This is a genomic window from Virgibacillus sp. 6R, assembly GCF_001895305.1.
In the GTDB taxonomy this organism is placed as follows: Bacteria; Bacillota; Bacilli; order Bacillales; family Amphibacillaceae; genus Virgibacillus; species Virgibacillus pantothenticus.
This window is the reverse complement of sequence record NZ_CP017762.1, coordinates 2,724,888-2,747,905: the sequence shown is the minus strand read 5'-3', so window position 1 is coordinate 2,747,905 and position 23,018 is coordinate 2,724,888. Positions and strand designations below refer to the sequence as shown.

The following is a 23,018-nucleotide window of genomic DNA, read 5'->3' as shown; positions in this document are numbered from 1 at the left end:
ACTTTTTCCTGCTTAAAAAGAGCAGCGAATACCTTTTGTAAAAAAATCTTTTTTACATACTTTCCGTTATTCTGTCTTCTAGTCAAGTATCCTCCTCAAATTCCCCCTTGTTTCTACGGAATCTTTCAACCGCTCGATATAGTGCAGGGATAATGACCAATGTGAGCAATGTCGATGTCGTCAAGCCGCCTATAACAGTAATTGCCAATCCTTTTGAAATCAAGGCGGCAGAAACTGACTCCACATCGGCCGATATCGCGAGCGGTATTAACGCGCATATGGTCGCAACGGCAGTCATGACGATTGGCCTTAACCGAATTTTTCCCGCTTCCACGATGGCTTCTTCTACTTTCATTCCACGTTTACGGTTATTTTCAACCCGATCCAGGAGTACAACCGCATTCGTAACAACGATTCCGATTAGCATTAACAACCCGATTAAAGAGCTCAAAGACAGCGGCTGGCCAGCAATGAGCAAAAATCCAAATGAGCCGATTGGTACGAACAAAATGGAAGCCAAGATGACGATTGGTGTCAACAAGCCATTAAAGGTCATACATAAGATTAAAAACACCAGTACGATGGCAGTGATCATCGATACACCCATTTCGGTATATTGCTTCGTGATTTCTTCATTCGCACCACCTGTTTTAAGGCTTACTCCTTCGGGCAGTTTCAATGCATCGACATCTTTTTGTACTTTGGTTGACTCCGCTAAAATGCTATTCCCTTTTATTTCCGCGGTTACTTTTGCCAATGTTTTGCCGTTCTCCTGGTTAATCTCAACAGGTGTCTTCATTTCAACGACTTCTGCCACTTCCTTCAGCGGTTTTACACCACTTGGAGTTGGAACTTGTAAATCTTCCAATCCGGATTTGCTCGTAATTTTTTTATTATAATCAATCGTAACATTGATTTTTTCATCTTTTATTTTGTAATCCATTAATTCCACAGCATTTAACTGTTCATTGATCAGCCCCATTAATTGAGTGGAATCGATGTTTAACTTTGTTCCCTGCTCATTTAAAGAGATCGACCATTTTTCCCGTGCTTCATTCATTTCATTTTTTACATTTTTTAATTGATTGTTTTGCTGCAACAAGTTTTCTACTTGTTTGGAAGCCTTCTCCAAAGCTTGGAGATCGTCTCCATACAATTCGATGGCCACTATATTTCCCGAAGGCCCTTGAGCTTGTGATAATTCCTCAACCCTTATATCCGCTTCTGGAACATCCGCTTTAACAAGCTTGGATAGATCCTTTTTTAATGAGTTGGTTTCTTCATCGGCTGTATAACCTTTTTTCAACTTCACGATAAATCCGGCTTCATTGTCTTTTTTCTGGAATGAGATCGGATCAGCCGGTTTACCAACTTCAGCACTGCTATAATCAATTTCCTTCTTCTCGCCTAAATAGTTTTCCACTTTCTTGGCAATTTTGTCCGTTTCTTCCAGCTCCGTCCCTGCGGGCAGCGTCATACTGATGTTTAACGATGTGCTACTTCCCGCGGGAATGAGCGAAAATCCCATAAGTGGCACTAATGACACTGAACCGACGAGCAACAGGATAGAAAGAATAATCACCACGCCTTTTCTTCTGATCGCAAGACGAAGAAGTTTTTCATATCCTAACACCATTCTGCCTTCTTTTTCTTTCGTCTTCACTTTTTTGAAAAAGACGTTCCCTAACACGGGTATAAGCATAATCGCCACAAAGAGTGAAGTTAAGATGGAAATCGCAACGGCAAGAGCAAACGGACGGAACTGCTCCCCAATCATCCCATCTATAAAGGCAACCGGTAAAAAGACGATACAAGTAATAAAAGTGGACGAGGCAACGGCAGTCATGACTTCTTTCGTTGCTTTGAAGGCAATCTCTTTCCTGTTCACTGTACTGCCTTTTTCCTGTAGCCAACGGTACATATTTTCTATGACGACAATACTATCATCGACAATTCGTCCGATTGCGACTGCAAGCCCCCCCAAGGTCATGACATTCAACGTATAGCCAATATAATCCAGTGCCATGATCGTAACAAGAATAGATACTGGTAGGGAAATAATGGAAATAATCGTCGCGCGGAAGCTTCGTAAAAATAAGGCGATGACGATGATGGTAAATAATGCTCCAAACAATCCTTCTTTTACCAATTTGGAGATGGACGTATCAATTTCCTTGCCATAATTCAGAATAGGATACTTTTCGTACTTCGCTTCCTTCTGATATTCATCAAAAATACTTTCAACTTTGTCTGTTACAGCAACCGTGTTGGCGTCTTTCTCTTTTGTAATGCTAAAAACAAATGCCGGCTCTCCGTTGTAACGAGAAATTTCTTGCTCTTTTTCCGTTTGTTTAATAGTGGCAATATCAGATAATTTTACACTTGCTGCCACATCTGGTTGCGGGCTGGTAATGATCAGTTTGTTCAAATCTTCAACGGATTGGATGGTACCTTTTATATCAACGGGTATTGTTTTCCCATCATTTTCAACTGTTCCAACCGTGGCATCCGCATTTTTACTTTCCAGCGCCTCCTGGACAGATTGTAAACTGATTCCTTTTTCCAACGCTTTGTCCTGATGTAATTCAATTTGCCAATTATTTTCTCTGAGTCCGGTAACTTCTACACCTGCTACCCCATTCACTTTTTTGATTTCAGGAATAATGGTGTCTGTTATTTTTTTCTGAAGTTTTTCGCGGTCTTCTCCTGTTATTGCAGCTTGATAGACACTATTTAACAAGTGGTCAATCGTCAAAACTTGTCGATCAGCATGTTCAGGCAATGGAACACTGTTCACAATCGCTTCGAGTTTACTGTTTACCCTGTCAAGATCAGTCCCAAAGGGATATTGAACTTCAATCGTAACCATATTACTTGTAGTTGAAGCAATGACATTTTCCGCTTCATTTGCTGCCAATATTTTTTCTTCCAGTGGCACAGTAATATTTTTCTGAGTTTCTTCAGCAGACTGTCCAGGAACTGATATTTGAATAAATAAAGTGGGAAAGGAAAGATCAGGCATGATTGCCTTTTGAATTTTCGTCGTTGCAAATAATCCCCCTCCCAAAACTAGAATGCATAGAAAGAATACCGCAATCCCATTTTTTAAACTCCATTGTGTAATTCTCGACACTTTTCTACCCCCCATTATGACTTCACACAAACCTTAACAATGTAATATGAACTGTATATGAACAAAAATGAGCCGGTACATAAGCAAATACTAAATAATCGAGTAGAGGGAAAAGCTAAATAACTTTTCGCCCCTCTCACACCACCGTACGTACGGTTCCGTATACGGCGGTTCAATAGTTTGAGTGTACGAACTGGTATTGAAGAGCGATGTCTTTATATCCTCTCGACGCCAGTTCTTTATCTGTCAATGAACGATGGAGTACATAGCTACTTGATATAGTCCAGTAACCTTTTCTTGTATTCAACCATTCATAAGCTTTACGTTTATCGATGCCTAAATGAATTAGATTCTTTCTTTTCGTACGTGGATTTTTCCACTGTTTCCAAATATATTGTCTAATTCGTCGCTTCAACCATCCATTTAGATTCTTCATGAATCCTTTCATTTCCCCTATGCCATAGTAATTTATCCACCCTGTCATAAGTTGCTGGATTTCTTTTAGAATCACTTCAAGATTCCGCCCACGATTGCGTTTGGTGATTCGCTTGAGTTTCTCTTGAACGGTCACTTTCGCTTTGTTATGAGGACGAATTTTAACCCCATTCTTCGTGGCTAATAGACAGAAGCCAAGAAACTTCCGTTTCAAAGGGCTTCCAACCGCACTCTTTTCTCGGTTAACGGTTAGACTCAAATCTCTCTCAAGAAAGGTAGTAATGTTATCCATTACTCGATATCCTGCTCTTCTACTTTTCACATAGATATTACAATCATCTGCGTAACGAACGAATCGATGACCACGCTTTTCCAATAGTCGGTCTAGTTCATTTAAATAGATATTACTGAGTAACGGAGATAGGTTTCCGCCTTGCGGCGTTCCTTGTTCTGATTTTTCGAAGATACCGTTAATCATAATTCCACTTAATAAGTATCGTCTTATCAAGTGAAGCACTCGCTTATCAGATATCTGTTTTTCCACGAAGTACATGAGTTTGTCATGATTTACCGTATCGAAGTAGGATTTCATATCCAAGTCCACTACATATTTGTACCCTTGTTCGTAGTACGATTTCGCCCGTATGATGGCATGATGCGCACTACGTTTTGGACGAAACCCAAAACTATTATCGGAGAACGTTGGTTCAAATATCGGTTGTAACACTTGGTTGATAGCTTGTTGAAGCATTCGATCGATGACTGTGGGAATCCCCAGTTTCCTCTTTCCACCATCTGGTTTCGGAATTTCAACCCGCAGAACGGGTTGCGGTTTATACTTTCCTTGACGTAACTGGGTTAATAGTTCCTCCTTGTGTTCCTTCAAGTATGGAAGTAGCTGGTCGTACGTCATACCGTCGATCCCTGCTGCTCCCTTATTTCTGACTACTTGAAGGTAAGCTTGATTTAAGTTGTTCCTTGATAGGATTCTTTCAAACAGATTGGATACACCATTTTGATTGTTCTGTTCACCATGAAAAGTACTATGCGCTTCGACATACCCTTCATGTTCCACACTATCTCTCTGCCGATAGCCAGATTCTCCTGTTTTCTGCAGTTGTCGCACCTTCCACACCTCCTAGAGCTTTCAAAATTTCTATTGTTCGGTCCTTCATGTTTCGTCAGTTAACATTACTATGACCTCTACTGACTTCTTGTGATTCACCAAAACGTCCCCGCTTTGGTTGTGCTGATTCGTTATCATTCAACTCCCACTGCACCCTCACAAGACCTCCCCCGGTAAGAGCGAAAACTTTCCTCCCATGTAACTGTTAGATTTACTGTATAGGTTTCGGGCAGTATTGGACTTTATCTTGTTGCGCAGATTTATCCGACCTAATTCAGCCTTCTATCTAATTTCTGTTCGTCAGTTCAGGAGTTTGCGTCCAGCTTCCTTCAGCCACTACCTCACGATAGCCACCTTGCCTTCCGCTAACAGTTCCTACTGCCAAGCCTGTAGTGGACTTTCACCACCAAGTTTTCGCCCATGCAGGGCGCACGCAAAAACCGAACAATTCATTTATAATTGTTCGGTTTGTTTGAGTTTAAAAAATTCCTATCATCGCTACGTCAACATATTTCGCTTTCCGCGGGCAAGGTCTCAGCTTCCTCGGAAAGCAAAGATCGCTTTCCCGCGGGATCTTCAGCTCGAGCTATTCCCGCAGGAGTCTACATATTTTGACTACACTAAAAACTTGCGTATACACAAGGACGATTTTTTGTTCGTTTATTAATCAGCTATTTTAGTTTTGCCCCAGCCTCACATCTATATTTTATCTTTTGGTTTGTTTTCTTAAGGGGAGTGTAATGATGAACTTGGTTCCTTCTCCAAGCTTGCTCCTTACGTAAATATTGCCATGATGCAATTCCAAGATTTTTTTTACAATCGCAAGGCCGACGCCGCTGCCATTTTTCTTTGACCGGGACTGTTCAGCTTTGTAAAATCGCTCAAAAATGTTCCTCAGGTGTTCCTCGGCAATACCAATTCCGGTGTCTTCAACTTCAACGATGATTATACGAGCCTTTTTCGTTAACCGTATACCAATAGTGCCTCCATCCTTATTATATTTAATGCTGTTATATATGATATTTTGCCAAACTTGATGCAGCAAATCCTTGTCTGCTACAATATACGTTTTTGGTAAATCTAAAGTAAATTGTATGTCTTTTTTCGACCACTCCGGTTGCAGCTTTAAAATAATCGCTCTTATTTGTTCATCAACGGAAAAACTTTTCGGTTCAAATGGGTGTTGGTCCGATTCCAATGATGCGAGTTGAAGCAAGTGACCACTTAAGCGTGATAGCCGTTCACTTTCCGATTCGATAATCTGTAGAAATTCCAAACGCTCCGCACTGGGCAGGTCTTTCTCCTTCAATGCCCTGGAGAATCCGCGAATCGAAGTAAGAGGAGATTGAATTTCATGAGAAACATCTGAAATAAAGTTTCTCCGCATTTGTTCGAGTTTCTTTAAATCTTCCGCCATAATGTCAAAATTTCTTGCCAACACACCGATTTCATCTTTTCGTTTCCAATTGAGATGAATATCAAAATTCCCTTTGGCCAACTCTTGCGTTACTTGCGTCATTTTTGTTAATGGCTTGACGATAAAGCGGGAGACAATCAAAATTAAAATACTGCCAGAAATTAACACACTTAAAAAGCCCAAAAGAATCACTTGATAGGCGTCGTTTTTGATCTCGCTATCACTGACATAAACAAATAATGCATAACGTTTGTTATCTTTTTGAAATGGAAGGCCGACGATTGGTTTATTCGGGTCACTCCCGTCTTCCCTATATACGCCTCCTTTTAAAACTTGTTGAACCCTTTCTTCTGGAATTGATCTTTTGTTTACTCCAAAAACCTCCAGCTTCCCTTCCGCATCATAGATAGCGAAATCAACGAACATAGGTACCAACAACTCATTTGCCAGCGCCTTCATTTCTGAAATATCATCAATTTTTTCAAATAGCGTAATAATGCCTTCTCCTTGTTTAATCAACATATCTTCTTGATCATTCCCAAGGCTTTCTCGAAATAGCAGAGTAAGCGTGAAAAAACCGATCACAAGACTGATCATAACTGTAATGATATAGACAATAACAATCCGGGTATATAATGTTTTCATTTTTTCACTTCCAATTGATAGCCTAAACCGCGGACTGTAACGATTTGGAACTGGTTCGTCCATTTTCCAAACCGCTGACGGATACGTTTAATGTGAACATCCACCGTCCTTTCATCGCCTTCATAGTCAATTCCCCAAATTTGTTCGATTAACTGGCTTCTTGTAAAGATGTTTCCTGGATAACTGGCCAATTTAAAAAAGAGCTGAAACTCTTTAGGCGGCAATACAATGATTTGATCATCGATTTCCACCGTTTGCTTTTGTTCGTCCAATTTTAATTGGCCAATCGTAATAATCGAAGAATAGGCTATCCGGTAGCGGCGCAATAATGCTTTTACCCGTAAAACTAATTCAACAGGGTCAAACGGCTTCACGATATAATCATCAGTCCCACTCCGAAAACCATTCACCTTATCGGCAGATTCCCCTTTCGCAGTCACCATTAATATCGGAACAGTCGAAAATTGGCGGATTTCTTGGCATACGTCAAAGCCGTCCACCTTTGGCATCATAATATCAAGGATCATTAAATCGATTTGATTGTTCTCTATTACATCCAAAGCTTCTTCACCGTCAAAGGCTTGTAAAATCTGAAATCCTTCAGGCTCAAGGTAGACTTTCATGAGCCGTTGAATATGAGGATCATCTTCTGCTACTAATATCCGAATCACTTTCCATCATCCTTAAACTGGTATTCTCGTTTTCCTGATTCCACCCACCTATTATACTATTTTTATAGCAGATACTTACATACAAATGGGATTGTTTTTTTTCTAGTATAGCAGTCATGTCACTAATCGCATACAGCCGTAAATTGAGAGCATCAAATCACGATGAAGGATACGAGAGAAGGCTATTAAGCGTACTCCAACATATAATAACGGACGTACATTTTTAGGCAATTACAGCCGCTTTGAAAAGAGCAGAGCGAAGTCAACTTCCCCTCATTTTCCATGAAAAGATGTGTTATGTTTAATAAATCGGCATCGGCTTCCATTCTTGCAACAACTAAACCGATATATTATGGGACACTGCATAGGAGCTGTAATTAAGGGTAATTCCTCATTTTCAAAAAAGCGAAACACTTAGTTAAAGCAAAAGGAAGCAAATTTACTTGATATTTGTTCCACACCTTATTAATCCACTCTTCTAGTCTTCTTGTATATAGATATTTTTAAATTCCTTTTGGGGTTACTTTGAATACGATGATTGTCTTTGCTGAAAAGGAAAAGCGTTGCCGTCTGCTCTTTCAGAAAATGATTTTTCTTTATAAGTTGAGCATAACAATCATAAGAAACTCTTCGAAATTCTTAATCAATATTGTATAGAGAATCTTTATCGCAAGCCCTAATTACTATTACGTTATACACCATATTTTTCTACTAATACTTCAGTGATTTATAAGTTTTCTGAACAGGCATAGTGAATTCTCCACTGCTTACAGTGGAGAATTTAATCATTAAAGATTAAAAAGTTTACGTATGCTTTCTTTATCAATAGCAATATGTGGCCCAAAATGAAAAAAGTAACGGAGTTGCCATTGTTGTGTCTTCACAGCCTGCTTGCTCACAGGTTCAGTCCACGGCGGATAGACTCGAAAAGCCGTTTTTCCTTTCTTGCTATTATGAGACATAATTCCCTTTGCGATGAGTATTCTTTTATCAAAAACAAACTGGCCTTGGTTTTGTGAACTGCTTATACCTATAACGATAAAATCTACACTATCCGTGCTATCAAATGGGATAATTATATCCATAGGACGTTTCCATATTGTTACGAACTGACCTATTTTAACTGGTGTTGTCTTTGCTTCCCGAAAAACGATGTCTTTCCCTTCCATTCCAAAACGGCAAGCACTATACTCAGCACTTTCTGGTTCTCGAATAACCTTATTCGTCACTGTCATTCCACAAGCTTCATAAACTTTAATAGCCATTTCCAAGTGATACGGCAGAATATTTGTTGCTGGGTCAATAATTTGCTGCCCGGACTCCAATTTATTTTCCGATTTGTGAGTAGTCATATAGCCTTCCTTTCTATGGAATCTATTATATTTCTTTGCTTTGTAAAATCATCCATTGAATATTAGTCTAGCACAATTACCTATCTTGTAAGTTAGGAATTTTTAATTCTTACTTCTTTAATAATCGGATTACTTTCCTCTCTAAGTTGGTTGTAGATAATGGATAAACATGTTGTCCATTATGACAAACTCACTAGCTCCAGCAAAATTATTGCGAAAGTGCGGAGCCACTTCTAAAAATACTTCCCTATCATTCTCTCCTATCATTTGCAACATTGGTAGCTTGAGTGGCTGAGTTAGTTCAAACAAGCCAGCTGCTTGATGCATAGGTGAATGCAATGGAACCATGACAATGAAAAATTTAACAGAAGGAAAGTCCATGATCATACCCTTGTGTTTGGAGAAAAAGTGCTGTCAAGTCCACTGACGCACATTATACTATCAAGCAAAACCATCAAAAGGTCCATAGCTCTTAATAACGTACTTTATTATTTCATAACATTTCCCTCAATAATATATTCTGATCTAATTAACCGTTGTTTTCATGTCGATTTCAGAACGCCCCTAGAAACCTTCAATTGCTTTAGTATAACTTATTCGACAACTTTAAAATCTATTGTCGCTTTCATATTTATTCTTTCTTGACCTTCTAAGTAAAAATCTGTCTCACCATTGACAACATAGTATCCTGGAGGAAAGCCATCTATTCCTGAAAATTCTTCCATAAACTTCACATAATCAATGGGTGCGTCTTCTACATATTTCCCACTTTTCCTGTATTCTTCTCGGTAAGGCTCCCCCTGTTTAAGCATAGTTGACAACCCGATTTCCTTTACAACAAATCCAATGTCAAACCCTCGTACCTTTTCTTCCATTGGAAAAAGAATAGCAGATGATGAATGATGTATATTAACCTTATCTTTATCCCCTACATAAGTTATTTCGCCATATAATTTCACGTCATCCCCTGCTTCATACTCTTTCTTATCACTGACAAGCCGAAAAACAAAATCGCCTTGAATACTTTCGTCTATTTTCTTTTCCACGTCATATTCTTCTAAATCACTATTGCTAATCTGGTTGGATGAGCTACACCCTGAAATGAACAGGACAAGAATTGCTGTAAATGCTATATAATATTTATAAATATGAGTTCCTCCCTGCGCTAATTCTTGCACAATTTTTTTGTTAGATACCTTCTTCCATGACAGCGCCCGTTTGTAACCTTGGTCTAATCAGGTTTCTTCAATGAATTATTACATGTTATTCAAATGAAAAATCATACCCTACATAATTAAATATATTTCGTAACCCTATATTTTCCGCAACTGCAACAGAGGGTTTATTCATTTCCATACAATCCCAATATGGAACCAGATTATTCTCTATACAATCTTCAACAAAGTGATGAGCGATTCTTTGGGCCAACTTTTTCCCCTGATGAGCTTTTAATGTTTCAATATCAATGCAGTGGACATTGCCTGCGATAAAGCCTGAGAAACAAACACTCACGATTTCATTTTGATAAACAATACAATAACCCCTGCCATTACGCAAAAATCTTTCAGTTGAATCCCAAAACTCTGATATTTTTGCTTGTAAAAATTTGTTTTTTATTGGGTTATTATTATTTTCAAAGAGAAAGTCACACATTTTTGCAACCTTATATTCTTGTTCAATCTCAGGTTTACTATTGCCTTTATAATCACCTGGCTGTAGACTATAAACCTTCTGATTCCACTTTCCCAACTTACGATGTTCAAAGGCCTTTTCAATAACTTTATTCCACTTTTCATGATTACCAATACATTCAAACCATTTTAGTTGGACTTTTTTTGCCTCTGCTATAATTACATGGTTGATAAAGTTGTTTAGTTTATGAATAAATCCTTCATTTTGCTCGTTTCCGAAAAATATAAATCCATCATTATTTCCTAACCAAATAACCCCAGATGCAGGGTCATTAACATCATCTACAAAAATACGACCAGGATTTATATTTTCAACAATTGCAATTGCTTCTAACTGCCCTTGTTCATTTATCAACTTTCTACACTTATGAAATGCAGCTTTATCCAATTCTGATATCATAAGACATCCCCCCAACCTTTCGACTCTCAATTTTAAGAAACCGCTTTATAAAACCCTAAAGTCTTTCACACTCTCTCCAAGAATATAGTGTGAAAACCACATCAAATTCTGCTTCATAATAGCTACATTCATTCCTGGCTGGTCAGAACTATATGCCATTCCTTTGAATATGACTAATTCTGTATCAACTTCCATATCCTTTAATCCTTGATAAAGCTCAAATGCATTTGGAGTTGGAACTCTTGCATCCTTTTCACCATGTTGGATTAAGGTAGGCGTACAGGCTGATTTAATATATGTCATTGGTGAAGTTTTAGCATATATCTCTGGATCATTCCATGGATTATTTCCTAAATGCATCCTAATAAAATAAGGCATATCTGTATTTACATAATGAGTACGCCAATTAGTAATTCCACCCCCAACTGAAATAGCTTTAAATCTACTACTAAATGTGGAACAAAAAGCTGCTATATATCCCCCGTTGCTCCATCCCATAACCCCTACCCTATCTTTATCTGCAATACCTTTTTCAACTAGTTTATCCACTCCAGATATAACATCATCGTAGTAAGCAATTCCCAATTTTTTATAATTTGCTTTTAAAAATTCATTACCATAACCAGAACTTCCCCTGTAGTTTGGTTCTAAAACGATAAAGCCTTTTTCGATAAACTGTTCAATAGGATACTTCTCATTAAAACAATCTGAGAATATGGGAAAGGATGCCCAAGCCGGGCCACCATGAATTATCACTAACAATGGATATTTTTTATTTGCGTCAAACTCCACCGGGGTTGATAAAACACCCTCTATCTTCAACCCGTCGCTACTTTGCCATGAGATTATTTCCCTGTTACTTTTAAGCTTTTCTTTGAAAAAGCTATTTTCACTTGTTATTTTTTTATCATCTAAATAGATTTCAAAGGTTTCATTTGTTATAGCCTTATTATATGATATATGATTTCCATCCCTTGTTATAGAAGCATCCATTATAAAGCTATCTACTTTTTCGCTTAGCATTTCCACAGTGCCATCCTCAGATAGCAACCCAATAAGATAATTAGTTTTATTCTGCCATCTAATTAAAATTCCTTTAGATGTCCATCGTATTGGAATAACCGTACTATCAAAGTCTGTCAAAGGTTGAATTAGCTCTCCAGTAGGAATATCATATATCTCTAGTGTACTGTCTTGTATATGGGTCTTATAATAGTCCTTCTCCTTTATACTTGCTGAGTAACATATTTTGCGGCCTTCAGGGGAAAAGCAAACGCTCCCTCCTAACAACTTATCTATATTCATCTTTTGTAGCTCTCCAGCTTTGATATTTAGTAAGTATAGTTCTCCATTAATATAATCTCCCATGTTTGAGGTTGGTGTAGCCATAAATACAACCTTTTTTCCATCATTTGAAATATCAAATTCATGAATATGAAAATCCATCCCATCAGTTAGTTGATAAACGACGCTAGTTTCACACTCCCCTTTATTCTCGCCAGAACTATCGAATTTTTCTAAACGTCCAAATTCATCGTTGTGTATCAGTTTTGGTATTTCAATGTAATATAAGCAATTATTCTGGTATTCCTTACCTATATGTTGGAAATCCTCATATAGTTTACGCTTCTTTATCATCTCAGATTCTTTTGACTGTGCGACATAATAAAAACCCTTGCTAGTAGGATCCCATTTGAATTTACTTACCCCTTCTTCCTCATCCGTAATTTGAACCCCACTATAATTATCTATGGACTTAATAAAGATCTGATTTTTCTTATTATCCTTGTCACCAACTGGACTAAGGTATGCGATATACTGAGAATCTGGCGACCAAGATGGGGATGCACTATCTATATCCCTAGATGTTAACGCTTCTCATCGACCATATAATTAACGCACGCACTGGTTTATAGCAGAAAACCTTATATCATTTTATTACTCTCAGTTTGTTTCATTATATAGTCTTCCAATTGTGTATTACAAGAAAATTCCTTGTAATACGAGTTCAAAAAGTACCAGAGGTTTGAGCGGGTGTTGCCCTTGAGATACAGGAGCATATGTAGTCAATACATATACAACAGAAAACTTTAGGTTGCTTCAACTAATGTCGAACTACACTCGTATTCTTTAATTTTATATTATTTGTAAAATCTTAACGCTTTAAGGTCACTTGTTTCTGCTGCATAATACCTTTAATCAAGGGAGTGGCATCCGTTTTCGCAAATTCCCTTATTAGCTTATCAGTATCAAAAGTCAAATATAAAGGTTTTCATTACCTTCCTTTTTCGTCCTGTTTCTACTCCTTTTCTGCACTCTACTATATGAACCCTGTTACTTTCTCGGTACTTTTCCAAATCACCCTTACCCCCTTATCCTCCAAGCTTTTCTCCTCTTTTCTCACTCAGGGCAATGTTATTAAGTTCTCCCCTAAAAAGCACGTTTTTCCTCTCTTTTTTCTATCTCGTGTTCTTTAGAACTGTATAGAAAGCGATATGGAAACCACTTCAACACGCTACGGATAAGGGATTGGACAGATATTGAACAGAAGAAAAAGACTGGACCCATCCATATTGGATCCAGCCTAATTTTTTATTGAGATTGCTTGACTTAAAACGGCTGTCTGCCCCTTCTTATTTCCTCACGTTCTTCACTCGAATGTACCAACATTCAGCAGTAGGACCGACTTTTTAGCGTGGGGTAGAAGAAAGTAACAGGGAGATAAACTCCCACTTCAACCACTCATTACTCTACGGTTACACTTTTCGCCAAGTTACGTGGCTTATCAACATCGCAATCACGGTGTAATGCAGCGTAATAAGACAATAGTTGTAACGGCACGACACTAACAAGTGGTGTGAGCAATTCATGAACATGCGGGATGACGAATGCATCTGTATCCTGCTCTAATCCTTTCATACTGATCACCATATCATTAGCCCCACGAGCTACTACTTCCTGCACATTGCCGCGAATCGAGTAATTGACATTTTTTTGGGTGGCTAATGCAATGACTGGAGTTCCTTCTTCAATTAAAGCGATCGTACCATGCTTTAATTCTCCACCAGCAAAGCCTTCAGCCTGGATATAGGAAATTTCTTTTAGTTTAAGTGCTGCTTCTAAGCATACATGATAATCTATGCTTCGACCGATAAAAAAGGCGTTGCGTGCTGTACGCAAGTATTTACGTGCTAAATCTTCTATTGCTTCTTTTTGATCAGTTAGCACTTCCATAGCATTGGCAACAATAGCAAGTTCACGCATTGGATCAAAATCCAACGATAGTCCTTTTGTTTTTGCGGTATCAACCGCTAATATAGCCAAAACAGCGATTTGGGCTGTATAGGCTTTGGTAGAAGCAACCGCAATTTCTGGACCTGCATATAAGTTTAACGTATAATCTGCTTCACGAGAAAGGGTGGATCCAGGCACATTTGTAATCGTTAATGCCGGATGTCCCATTTCTTTAATTTTTACCAATACGGCCCGACTGTCTGCTGTTTCTCCACTTTGTGAGATAAAAATAAATAGTGGTTTTTCTGACAACAGTGGCGTATTGTATGAAAATTCACTTGCGATATGAACCTCAACTGGAATATTGGCAAGTTTCTCGATAAATTCTTTTCCAACTAATCCAGCATGGTAACTCGTTCCAGCTGCGATAATATAAATGCGATCACAGCTGTTCATCGCTTGACGGACGCCTGTATCCATCTTCAGTTCATTGTTTTCCGTTTGGTATTCGTTAATAATTTTACGCATAACAAATGGCTGCTCATCGATTTCCTTTAGCATAAAATGCGAATACGTTCCTTTTTCAATATCATTGGCATCGATTTGGGCTGTATATGGTTCACGCATGATTGAATTCCCATTAAGATCTTGAATCTCAATATATCGACGATGAACAAGCACTACTTCACGATCATGGATTTCAACATATTGATCTGTCACTTTTAAAGTTGCCATGGCATCACTTGCAACAACATTAAATCCGTCCCCTAATCCAACTAATAAAGGACTCTTATTTTTAGCAACATACAGCGTATCATGATGCTCATGATCTATCATACCGATCGCATAGGATCCCTTTAACAGACTCATTGCTTTGCGAAAAGCTGCTGCTGTATTATTTGTTACTGCAAACAGCTTTTCAATCAGTTGCACAATAACTTCTGTATCTGTTTCACTAGCAAAATGCACGTCGCGAAGATATTTTTCTTTTAACTCTTGGTAATTTTCAATAACTCCATTATGAACAAGTGTAAATCTGCCAGACGCGCTTTGATGCGGATGCGCATTTTCTTCACTTGGCACACCATGTGTAGCCCAGCGGGTATGGCCAATTCCCATCGTTGCATGTACAGAGTTATCTACGCTTTCTCTAAGCGCTGCAATTCGACCTTTGACTTTCACAACTTGAACGCCTGCATCATTTAAAGTTGCAATTCCTGCTGAATCATAACCTCTGTATTCAAGTTTTTCAAGGCCGTTTAATAAAATTTCTTTCGTGTCATCCTGTCCGATATATCCTACAATTCCACACATAGTTGTAGTCCTCCTTGTAAAAAGGGGCAGGACCAACGTTCCAAAATAAATATATATTATAGGGGCGTTGACTGCCCCTTTCTCGTGATTGTTTTTGTAACATCTTGCCGTTTCCCTTTGGCCAATAAGTTGCCTCATTGTTTTAAGGAAGAGCTTGACAATTGAGATGTACAATCGGGAGGCACCCGCCGAACATTCGATAACCTCCAACCTCGTCAACTATGCTTCTTGCCGATCGGATGCATAGTCCTGGCGCTTTTAAAAAATTCGTATACCTTTAATGCTCCTTTCTATATTTGAATCATCCAAAAAAGGATACACCACATTTTAACCTTGTTTTGCATTTTAAGTCAATCATTTTTTCCGTTGCGAGTGGAAAGACACCGTCTCTGTCTAGATAGTGGATGGAAGATTTTTTTTAAGTTGATTATAAATATAGTATGAGGCAAAGGTGGCAAAAGTGAAACGCATACATAATATATTTGAGTTGAGAAAACGAAAAATCATGTAGAAAATATTTTTTATAGCACGCTAAAATTACAATTTTTATAATAAGTTCTCATTAACCTGCCACCATTCTCCATTGCCACCAAGTAACTTTATGTTTTTTTAAATATTAATTTACCAAAAATGTTTATTAGACTGGTAGAGACGAACAATGGAAAATGTACCAATAAGAAACAAGCCATTACTCAGCATGAGAAGGGTAATCCATAATGAAATTGGAGTGAAAGTAAGTATAGATCCAAAATAAAAAATATGAATACCACTCATAAGAAGAAACAACAGCGTCGTAAGCAGCAGGTACATCGTTAAAGCAGCATAAAAATATAATAGGTGACGATTCCGTTTGGTGATTTCATTTCGGACTGGATAAATTTTTAAATCTGTCGTTTGCTTTTGATTGGACAAAACACACCAACAACCTTTTTGACAAAGTTTCCTCCAACCATTTTGCTGTAATGCCAAAGGCAACTCATCGTTTGGCTTTCGTTTATAATAGGCGATATGATAGCGAATAAGTTGAGGATCATTCCCTGCTTTAAAAATAAACAACCGAAGATTAGGCTCTATCTTCACTAATTGTTGTCCTTGCAAAGCTCTTGTCTGGAGCCATCTTTCTGTTTTCTTTACATCATAACTCCAAAATGGCTTCCACACTTTTTTCACTATCAACACCTCCTTGGCTGTTTAACTGAAGTTTCTTTCCTCACTTAAGCATATGTTCTCGCCCATGAAATATGATGTTGCGTTCATTTAAAACCGTTACTCTGTTTCTCTAAGGAGGAGCTACGTTTACAATCAAAAATATCAGCCATTTAGAATTTCCATGACTGATATCTCATCCTGAATTAATTTGCTTTCAATATCCTTCCACTTTTTTCTTAACTATCCTGTAATATAAACTAGATCGAATGGAATGGATAAAGCAGTAAACTGGATAACAATTAAACCCAATAGTTACTAATTGGAATGTGTTCTCCTTATATAAGCCAGCTTGTACATAATCATTCATTAACTATAGATACAGTAACATCGCAAGAATTGACATCGCAAAATACGTTATGGTGACTCTCCCTGCATGTTTTAACTTATGCCTTTTATCATAATAGTGTTTGAGGAACAGGTTCTCCTCGTTTGTATTCTTTTGCCTAGATTGACCATGTATTCATAAATCCAGTCGAAGAGTATAATAGTACCCAACCTGCTTGGCGATGAAATCAAAATAAGCATCATCTAAATGATTTTGATAATCGACACAATAGTGGATCTGTTTCGCCTTTGATTGTTGAAAATGAAACCTTGCTCCAAATTCGCCTCAGTTAGTAATTCATTTCCTGCTAATGCCATATACTTCAGCCATGCTTCCAACTTATCAGGAGCATACATCCATACCGTTCTTCCTTTAGAGAAGTTCGCTTTCTTTTTGGAAGATTTACGCTCTAAATTATAAACGCCCTTCCCTTTTTCAAAATTGCTAATTCGATTATCTTAGCTTAACAAGGGAATAACAAGCTTTTGCGCACGTCTTTTTCGTTTTGATGCACGACTTTCCTGCTTCGGTATGCGACTTTACTGTGCTCCATCCTTTTAGGCACATAAAAAAACTGCATCTCCTATTATTAAATATGTCTAACAATTGGGAGCAGTTTAACACTAAAGTAGTTACCTGCTTCGTAATTAATCCGGCAATTATATGATTTTTAAGAAGTTCCCTTAATAGATAAATATTCTGTATCAGATTTTGCTTTTCCATACTTTTACACATTAGTATTTTTTCTAAAACGACATTTTTCATTGCTGCTTTTGCAGGTTCCATGTATTTCCTTGGATCAGTTTCACTGGGATGCATAATCATGTGCTCACGCAATGCTTTAGAAAGGGGGATTTTTAGTTCTGTTGAAATAAATAGTCACTACCACATTCTAGAGAAATACATTTCTGAACGTCTTCTTGAGCAATCCCATAGGCACCGTAGAGAACAATTGGAATATCAACTAAATTTTTTATTCTTTCTAATCTATTAAAATCAAGATGTTGTTTAGTTTCATAGACGCTATGACCCGTCTCAACAGCTACACCAAGCGAGTCAAACCTTGTGCGTTCCACAAATTCTTGAACCGTATCTGGAATCTGTATAAATTATGTCTTCTTCTTCAACAAGCATATCATCTTCTTGGTCGACAAGGCTACCAAGCGCTGCTTCTAGCTAGTCTCATAGTATTGGGAATTTTCAACAACCCTCTTGTGAGTTTAATATTCTCTTCAAAAGTGGAATGCGATCCATCTATCATTACAGACTTCATACCCAATTTTAATGATTCCTCGTTGGTTTCTAATGTTCATGAAGGTCTAAATGCAAAGCAATCAGGTTATCATTTTCCTTAGCGGCAACTTCTGTTATAGCCTCAATAGATGCCATCCTGCGTAATTCATGGTCCCAGGGGTTGCCGCCAAAATAACCGGTGATTGCGCTTCCATTGCAGCTTCTGTTACCACTTTAATTGTTTAAAAATTATGAATGTTGAAATTCGGGACTGCATACCCCTCTTCTCTAGCTGTAATAAGCATGTCTTTTGTGTTTAGGACGTATCCCATAATTTTTCCTCCTAAATTAGGTAAGCATACTTATTTGACAAATTCCTCTTTTTCGTGCATAAATAGCATATCTAACTATAATAGTTAGGTCTCTATTAGCAGTCTTTTAAAAGTCGTCCGCCTTGTTTTGCAAAAGACTTTTATTAGGCTGCCTTTTTCTCTTCTTCATACACTTTATTACGTTTTTTCATCTGTTTTACATACCACACAAAAAGCCCTAAATAAGCTACAAGTGCTCCTAATGCGGTTAATACTGGTACTAATTTAAATCCATCACTTGCTTTACCAACTAAGATAGCGATAAATTTTTCAACCGGTCCTTCAAGAGTTGAATGCGTAATGAGCGCACCACCTTCTATTCCAGAAGGCATAGCGCCAACAGATGTTGCAACGTCAGTTACAAATGGAGCTATCGCTGTTCCAGACCAAAGAAATATAGGAATCATAATAGTACCTATTAGAATCATACGGATAATTTTACCTCGACAGACGACTAGTAATGCTGGTGTTAAACCGATAGCAATAATACCTCCCAATGGTAGAATTCCATTCCCAGGTAAAATTAATGCAATAAACAGCATAATTGGAGCAATGACATTAGCTGCAGCCCACATTTCAGGTCGAGCAGCGAGGAAAGGCCAATCGATTCCAATATTAAACGTACGTCCTTTTAAGCGCTTACTCATAAAATCTGTAATTCCTTGAGATATCGGTTCCATAGCTGCAATAAACCATGTTCCGACAATAGAAAACAATTCAAGTGCTGTACCGCCGATAAAAGCTAGAGCAAAAATGGTTGTAACTGGTTGCTGCCCTAACAGACCGACAAAAGTCCCTAGATAAATACCAATAGCAAACTTACTTCCCCAGAAACCTATCTTTTCATTCAGCCAGGCTGCATCGAAGTCATATTTGTCAAGGAATGGTAACACTTTCTCAAAAAACTTATCAAATAACATGATTAAAGGATTTAATAAAAAATTTAAATGCGTTGTTGTTGTAGGATTCGAATCAGGCATGTCCAATAAGTCATTAAATGTCGGTTTCATTAAATCAGCATTGATGAACTTCATAACCCCTAACATGATGACTAACATTGTTGCAATAAAAAGGTTATTAGAGTAAAACATAACTAGTAAGCCGGTAATGGATAAGTGCCAAAAATTAAAAATGTCTACATCAAGTGTGTTTGTCTTGTTCATTGCTAATAACGCAAGATTGACAATAATTAAAATCATTAAGAAAAATAATGTATATGCTGATCCCCAAGTGATGGTTGCAAGCGGAGCCCAACCTACGTCGGTAATGGTAAGTTCAATGCCGGTAGATTTTACAAAGTCTTGTAAAGCAGGTGCAAAATTCCCAGTCAACAAATCAATAACTGCTCCAATACCCGTTAATGCGATTGCTAGTTTAAGCCCGCCTTCAAGTGCCTTGCTTACTTTAACTCTCATTAATACGGCAAGTAAAGTAAGCAAGATAAACATCATTGGCGCAGCGCCTAAATCAATAATAGGTTGAAAAATTGAGTTTGCAAACTTAATTATTGCATCCATTTTTCATGTACTCCTTCCTATATTAAAGTTTATTTTTTTAGATATTTGATAACGCTTTCTAATTCATCAAAAACAGGATCGGCCATAGATGGTATACGATATAGGATAGGGCCCGCTTCAATTAAAGGTATGTTTATGTCAAAAGTAAATTTTGTTTTGGAAATTGGCGTGAAAATATCATACTGATCCATCATATCTTTATTAATATCCTTTACTACAACAGCATCTACCTTGACATCATAACCTCTTTTTTTCATTTCTTCCTCAATTGCGGTTTTTATTTGGTGACTTGAGTTAATCCCTGCTCCACATGCTGCTAAGATTTTAATCATTTTAAACATCTCCTTTGTTATTTGTTAAAAAGTTATAAATAGATTCAGTTTTATCTAGTTTCTCAAGGTAACGCATATTATTTTCGTTTGTGATAAATGACATCAAATCGGAAAGTACATTCGTTTGGTTTGTTTTTTCATTATTAATGATGAAAAATAAATACTTCACTTTTAAATCTAAATCCGGAACAATCATATTTCGAAAAGTTATTCCATCATTTAATTTCACAACAGCAATTGCTTTTGTTTTACAATACTCTGCTTCTGTATGAGGTATGGCAACATTCGATAGTCCTTTTGCAACAGGCGAAAGATCTAACCCAGTCGGATATTCTTTTTCTCTTTTTTTAAGTGCTGCGATAAATCGACCGTTGACCAATCCTTTTTGTAATAATATTGTACCTATCTCGTCAAATACTTCATCTTGTGTTTGAGCATCACTTTTAAAAATCAAATCCTTTTTGTAAAGAGAACAAACTCCCTCCATCCTCCTCACCTCCTTCTGTAAAAATACGGGAACTTGCTTTGATTTTGTGTCTATTTAATCGTGATACTCTCCTCGATCCCATTTTTCAATAAATTCATCAAAGAAATGTTCATTATTTGATTGCTCTTCATTGCCACCAAGAATATCTATTTTTTTAATGATTTCCTCTTTTTCAGGTGTCTTGTTATACTCAGTCTCTAGAAATACATCCATAATATTTTCAATTAATCCAACTCCGACAATTCGTCCACCCATTGCAATGATGTTGGCATTTAAATTTTCCTTTGCATATCGTGCAGTTTCAATATCTCCAACCAATGCTGCGCGAGCCCCTTTCACTTTATTCGCACTTATCGAAATTCCCACACCTGTTCCGCAAATGACAACTCCTAAGTCTGCTTCACCGTTTGTTACTTTTTCAGCTGTATTTTTACCATAAATAGGATAATGCGTACGTTTTTTATCAAATGTCCCATTATCAATAACTTCATGACCTTTACTTTCCAGGTATTTCACAAGATGATTTTTTACTTCAGTGACGATATGGTCACATCCAATTGAAACTCTCATTTTCTTCACTCCCTAACACATTTTATTTAACATATCTACGCGGATTTGATGTCTTCCTCCCTCATAATTTGCGGCTGCAAATGTCTCCACTATTTTTTCTGCAAGCCTGTCTCCAACAATCCCTGAACCGATCGTTATCATATTTGTATTATTATGGGCTCTCGTCATTAGCGCAGAATGCTCATCAAATAAGTTTGCACATATAATCCCTTTTAATTTGTTAGCAATCATAAATGGGCCAACACCATATTCATCAATCATAATTCCCTTGTCTTGTTTATTTGCTTGAATGTGTTCAGCCACTTTTAATGTAGCATCATAATAATTATTAACTTTTAGCGGAGTTAAATCTTCTACCTCATATCCTAATTGAACAAGATGCATTTCAATTAGCTCCTTTAGTTTAAATCCTTTTAAATCACTTCCTATTACTATCTTCAACTGTAAAACCTCCTAGTTCTTGATGTTATTTAATAATGTTACATTTATTTTGATAATATTTTTCAAACTGAGGAGCCAGTTTGTTATCTGTGATGATCCCATCGATAATATCAATATGACACAACACTTGAAAAGCTTCGACGCCAAATTTAGTGCTGTCGGCTAAAATATAATTTCTATCCGAGTTTTTTAAAATGATTTGTTGAACAACGCCCTCCTCCTCTTCGGCTGTCGTTATATGTTCATCTTTTATTCCATTTGTTCCGATAAATGCCTTTTGAACTTTTATATCTTGCATCCACTTTCGTGTAAAATATCCAATAAAAGTTCCTGTTCGTTCACGTAGCCTACCACCTATTAAGATAAGGTCATACCTTGAGTCACCTTTAAAACGATTAAAAACAGAAATAGAATTGGTAATTATTTTTGCTGAATCCACATTTATATAATCATAAATATATTCTGTTGTTGTCCCTGCACCGATGAATAGGACATCGTTTTCTTCTATTAATTCGGCGGCTTTTTTAGCTATATGCTTTTTTTCATTTATATTAAGCGCTCGCTTTTGCACGTGGGATAATTCAATATACTGTGTCCTTTCACGTTCTTTCCTTTTTGCTCCCCCATGCACCCTTTCTATTAAACCTAATTCCTCCAGTTCCATTAAATCACGGCGAATAGTCATTTCGGCTACACTTAATAAGTTGGAGGCCTCAGCTACTTTTAAAAATCCTTTTTCATCAATTAAACGCATTATTTGTTTTTGTCGATTGTCTTTTAACATACTCCGCCTCCTGTTCACTATTGTTTCATTTTGTTATTTAATGTTATTATATTAAATGTAATCGTTTTATTCAACCTATTTTTGTGTTCGTTCAAACATAGTTCATATTTATTTCGTATTTAGACGTCTTTAGATAATAAAACGGCTATGCATTTGGCTAGCCGTTTTAATACTACGTACTACTTATTAACTAAAATTTCTTTGTATTTTTTATTCATAAATAGCTGTATCCATAATTATCTTCGTTATTATTACTTGTCTTTTATCCATAACCGAGACATTGTTTATAAACATTAGAAAAACTTGGCTTGTCGCCAAGTCTTATGGCGAA

At 37.2% G+C, this 23,018-nt stretch carries 19 protein-coding genes and 1 pseudogene; all 20 read right to left on the bottom strand.

What is annotated here, in order from left to right; all coding sequences use genetic code 11:
- Positions 1-82 precede the first annotated feature (82 nt).
- Positions 83-3,133, bottom strand: coding sequence for an efflux RND transporter permease subunit (locus tag BKP57_RS12495; RefSeq protein WP_050349728.1), 3,051 nt, complete (start codon positions 3,131-3,133; stop codon positions 83-85).
- 172 nt (positions 3,134-3,305) lie between these two features.
- Complete coding sequence (ltrA, locus tag BKP57_RS12490; RefSeq protein WP_072741610.1) at positions 3,306-4,694, bottom strand: group II intron reverse transcriptase/maturase; 1,389 nt, start codon at positions 4,692-4,694, stop codon at positions 3,306-3,308.
- Between the two features lie 706 nt (positions 4,695-5,400).
- Positions 5,401-6,633: a sensor histidine kinase gene (locus BKP57_RS12485; protein ID WP_169770775.1), complete on the bottom strand. Its 1,233-nt coding sequence runs from the start codon at positions 6,631-6,633 to the stop codon at positions 5,401-5,403.
- 119 nt (positions 6,634-6,752) lie between these two features.
- The gene (locus BKP57_RS12480; protein WP_050349726.1) at positions 6,753-7,427 is read right to left on the bottom strand and encodes a response regulator transcription factor; all 675 of its coding nucleotides are present in this window, start codon (positions 7,425-7,427) and stop codon (positions 6,753-6,755) included.
- A gap of 788 nt (positions 7,428-8,215) precedes the next feature.
- Positions 8,216-8,779, bottom strand: a complete 564-nt coding sequence (locus tag BKP57_RS12470; RefSeq protein ID WP_083547255.1) for a MepB family protein — start codon at positions 8,777-8,779, stop codon at positions 8,216-8,218.
- 141 nt (positions 8,780-8,920) lie between these two features.
- Positions 8,921-9,160 (bottom strand): hypothetical protein, encoded by a 240-nt coding sequence (locus BKP57_RS12465; protein WP_072741609.1) that lies wholly within the window; start codon positions 9,158-9,160, stop codon positions 8,921-8,923.
- 212 nt (positions 9,161-9,372) lie between these two features.
- The gene (locus tag BKP57_RS12460) at positions 9,373-9,957 is read right to left on the bottom strand and encodes a hypothetical protein (RefSeq protein ID WP_072741608.1); all 585 of its coding nucleotides are present in this window, start codon (positions 9,955-9,957) and stop codon (positions 9,373-9,375) included.
- An 85-nt stretch (positions 9,958-10,042) separates the two neighbouring features.
- Complete coding sequence (locus tag BKP57_RS12455) at positions 10,043-10,870, bottom strand: GNAT family N-acetyltransferase (RefSeq protein ID WP_072741607.1); 828 nt, start codon at positions 10,868-10,870, stop codon at positions 10,043-10,045.
- Between the two features lie 45 nt (positions 10,871-10,915).
- Positions 10,916-12,742: pseudogene (locus BKP57_RS12450) on the bottom strand (prolyl oligopeptidase family serine peptidase); the annotation flags it as partial.
- 873 nt (positions 12,743-13,615) lie between these two features.
- On the bottom strand, positions 13,616-15,418 hold the full coding sequence (gene glmS / locus BKP57_RS12445; RefSeq protein ID WP_072741606.1) for a glutamine--fructose-6-phosphate transaminase (isomerizing): 1,803 nt from the start codon (positions 15,416-15,418) through the stop codon (positions 13,616-13,618).
- Between the two features lie 621 nt (positions 15,419-16,039).
- Positions 16,040-16,588, bottom strand: coding sequence for a DUF2812 domain-containing protein (locus BKP57_RS12440; RefSeq protein WP_072741605.1), 549 nt, complete (start codon positions 16,586-16,588; stop codon positions 16,040-16,042).
- Positions 16,589-17,155: 567 nt separating this feature from the next.
- The gene (locus BKP57_RS22125; protein ID WP_156875326.1) at positions 17,156-17,308 is read right to left on the bottom strand and encodes a hypothetical protein; all 153 of its coding nucleotides are present in this window, start codon (positions 17,306-17,308) and stop codon (positions 17,156-17,158) included.
- Positions 17,309-17,809: 501 nt separating this feature from the next.
- Positions 17,810-18,028: a class II fructose-bisphosphate aldolase gene (locus BKP57_RS23315; protein ID WP_072741603.1), complete on the bottom strand. Its 219-nt coding sequence runs from the start codon at positions 18,026-18,028 to the stop codon at positions 17,810-17,812.
- An 80-nt stretch (positions 18,029-18,108) separates the two neighbouring features.
- Positions 18,109-18,213, bottom strand: a complete 105-nt coding sequence (locus BKP57_RS23310) for a hypothetical protein (RefSeq protein WP_306423686.1) — start codon at positions 18,211-18,213, stop codon at positions 18,109-18,111.
- Between the two features lie 447 nt (positions 18,214-18,660).
- Positions 18,661-20,073 (bottom strand): PTS galactitol transporter subunit IIC, encoded by a 1,413-nt coding sequence (locus BKP57_RS12420; protein WP_072741602.1) that lies wholly within the window; start codon positions 20,071-20,073, stop codon positions 18,661-18,663.
- A gap of 29 nt (positions 20,074-20,102) precedes the next feature.
- Positions 20,103-20,405 carry a PTS fructose transporter subunit IIB gene (locus tag BKP57_RS12415; protein WP_072741601.1) on the bottom strand — a complete coding sequence of 101 codons (303 nt, stop codon included), beginning with the start codon at positions 20,403-20,405 and terminating at the stop codon, positions 20,103-20,105.
- 1 nt (position 20,406) lies between these two features.
- A complete protein-coding gene (locus tag BKP57_RS12410) occupies positions 20,407-20,892 on the bottom strand; it encodes a PTS sugar transporter subunit IIA (RefSeq protein WP_072741600.1) in 486 nt (161 codons plus the stop codon).
- A gap of 54 nt (positions 20,893-20,946) precedes the next feature.
- Positions 20,947-21,462 carry a galactose-6-phosphate isomerase subunit LacB gene (gene lacB / locus BKP57_RS12405; RefSeq protein ID WP_072741599.1) on the bottom strand — a complete coding sequence of 172 codons (516 nt, stop codon included), beginning with the start codon at positions 21,460-21,462 and terminating at the stop codon, positions 20,947-20,949.
- Positions 21,463-21,474: 12 nt separating this feature from the next.
- Positions 21,475-21,903: a galactose-6-phosphate isomerase subunit LacA gene (gene lacA, locus BKP57_RS12400; RefSeq protein WP_072741598.1), complete on the bottom strand. Its 429-nt coding sequence runs from the start codon at positions 21,901-21,903 to the stop codon at positions 21,475-21,477.
- A gap of 25 nt (positions 21,904-21,928) precedes the next feature.
- A complete protein-coding gene (locus tag BKP57_RS12395; protein WP_072741597.1) occupies positions 21,929-22,687 on the bottom strand; it encodes a DeoR/GlpR family DNA-binding transcription regulator in 759 nt (252 codons plus the stop codon).
- Between the last annotated feature and the right edge of the window lie 331 nt (positions 22,688-23,018).

Excerpts from the sequence above, each read along its gene's own strand:
- BKP57_RS22125 (WP_156875326.1), bottom strand. The coding sequence starts at position 17,308 with ATGTATGCTCCTGATAAGTTGGAAGCATGGCTGAAGTATATGGCATTA.
- BKP57_RS12470 (WP_083547255.1), bottom strand. The coding sequence starts at position 8,779 with ATGACTACTCACAAATCGGAAAATAAATTGGAGTCCGGGCAGCAAATT.
- BKP57_RS23310 (WP_306423686.1), bottom strand. The coding sequence starts at position 18,213 with ATGATAGATGGATCGCATTCCACTTTTGAAGAGAATATTAAACTCACA.
- BKP57_RS12455 (WP_072741607.1), bottom strand. The coding sequence starts at position 10,870 with ATGATATCAGAATTGGATAAAGCTGCATTTCATAAGTGTAGAAAGTTG.
- BKP57_RS12485 (WP_169770775.1), bottom strand. The coding sequence starts at position 6,633 with ATGTTGATTAAACAAGGAGAAGGCATTATTACGCTATTTGAAAAAATT.
- BKP57_RS12465 (WP_072741609.1), bottom strand. The coding sequence starts at position 9,160 with ATGGACTTTCCTTCTGTTAAATTTTTCATTGTCATGGTTCCATTGCAT.
- glmS (WP_072741606.1), bottom strand. The coding sequence starts at position 15,418 with ATGTGTGGAATTGTAGGATATATCGGACAGGATGACACGAAAGAAATT.
- BKP57_RS12415 (WP_072741601.1), bottom strand. The coding sequence starts at position 20,405 with ATGATTAAAATCTTAGCAGCATGTGGAGCAGGGATTAACTCAAGTCAC.
- BKP57_RS12420 (WP_072741602.1), bottom strand. The coding sequence starts at position 20,073 with ATGGATGCAATAATTAAGTTTGCAAACTCAATTTTTCAACCTATTATT.
- BKP57_RS12410 (WP_072741600.1), bottom strand. The coding sequence starts at position 20,892 with ATGGAGGGAGTTTGTTCTCTTTACAAAAAGGATTTGATTTTTAAAAGT.
- lacB (WP_072741599.1), bottom strand. The coding sequence starts at position 21,462 with ATGAGAGTTTCAATTGGATGTGACCATATCGTCACTGAAGTAAAAAAT.
- BKP57_RS12395 (WP_072741597.1), bottom strand. The coding sequence starts at position 22,687 with ATGTTAAAAGACAATCGACAAAAACAAATAATGCGTTTAATTGATGAA.